The sequence below is a fragment of the Streptomyces durbertensis genome, from assembly GCF_014156695.1.
Taxonomy (GTDB): domain Bacteria; phylum Actinomycetota; class Actinomycetes; order Streptomycetales; family Streptomycetaceae; genus Streptomyces; species Streptomyces durbertensis.
In genome coordinates this window covers 1-1,382 of the sequence record NZ_WMLF01000755.1, presented here as the reverse complement: position 1 = coordinate 1,382, position 1,382 = coordinate 1, and the positions used below count along the sequence as shown (strand labels likewise).

Annotated in this window: 1 protein-coding gene; it reads left to right on the top strand. The window is 78.7% G+C overall.

Annotation, left to right across the window (positions count from 1 at the left end):
• Positions 1-894, top strand: an 894-nt coding sequence (locus GL263_RS26555; protein ID WP_182858281.1) for a hypothetical protein, incomplete at its 5' end; no start/stop codon positions are given.
• Positions 895-1,382: the final 488 nt, after the last annotated feature.

Below are 1,382 nucleotides of genomic sequence, written 5' to 3'. Positions count from 1 at the left end.
CCCAACCCCTCCCCGGATCCGCACGGCTCCTCCCGGCCCCGGCCGCCCTACGACCCCTGGGCGCGGCGCCCGGAGAAGGACGGCTCCACGCCGCCGTACGGCGCCCCTCTCCCCGGCGGGCAGGCGCGCGGCGACACGCCGCCCCCCGGCGGGAACGCGAACGGCGCCGAGCCGGCCCACGGCGGGGAAGGGTGGGGCGCACCCGGCGGCGCACACCCCGAGGACCGGATGGAGCTCGGGCTCGTGCGCCCCGGCGACCTGCGCAACCTGCTGGTCGTCGCCGGCTTCGTGGCGCTCGCCGGGGTGCTGCTGGGTCTGCTGTGGCTGTGGCTCGCCCCCGGCGTGCCGTACATCTCCGACGGCGAACGCGCCTACCTGCAGAACAGCGAGGGGGAGAACAGCGTCGCCGTCGACGGCACGTTCGCGCTGCTCGCGGCCGGTATCGGCGCGCTCTGCGGGATCGTGGTGTTCCTCGTCCGGCGCTCGGGCGGCGTCGGTGTGGTGGTCGGGCTGGCACTGGGCGGAGTGGTCGGTTCGATGGTGGGCCGGCTGATCGGGGAACTGCTCGGCCCCGGTGGCAATCTGACCGCACGGGCGGTGGAGGCCGGACGCGGCGGCGTCTTCGACGGGCCGCTGCGGCTGGAGGCGGAAGTGGCCATACTCGTGTGGCCGTTGGCGGCGCTGCTGACCCATCTGCTGGTCACCGCGCTGTTCGGCCCCCGCGACGAGGACCCGGCGCCGCCGGGTGTTCCGGTCGGGCTCACGGGAGCCGCCGGGCCGGTCCCGCCCGGCGGGCCGGGCGAGCGGGGCCGCCCGTCGCCGACGTGGCCGGCCTCGCCGGACGGGCGTCACGGTCCATCGGCCGGCGAGGATCCCTCGCGCCCGCCGAACTGAGTCGACGCGCTCCGGGCACCCCGGCCCGACCGTCCGTGCGGCGGGGCGAGTGGACCGGGCGCCCGCCGAACCGGCGAGGCGGGTGGCCGGCGACCCTGCCGCGAGCAGACGCCCGGCCGCGCTCGGGCGTGGGCTCCCAGCGGCAGACGTGAGTGTGCCAGGCACCGCAGCGCGCGTGGTGCGTCGGCGCGTCGGAGCCGGCGTGCGACGTGTCCGCGGGCGGGCTGCCGCATGGGGCCCCGGGCGCCAGGCACGGTGTGGCGGCCCGGACGACCCGTGGCCACGGGCGGCTTGCAGGGCCGGCCGGGTCCGGAGAACGGCGTCAGCGGGTGGAGTGTCCCCCGCGGTCCGGGCGCTCGTGCGGAGGCCGCCCGTCACGGGGCCGTGCGGGGAGGAGCCAGGGTTCGTCGGCTGGGCGGGCGCGGTGTGGGAGGCGGTGGACAGGCCGGGCACGGGGCCCGGATCTCAGCGGCGGGCGATGGGGGCGG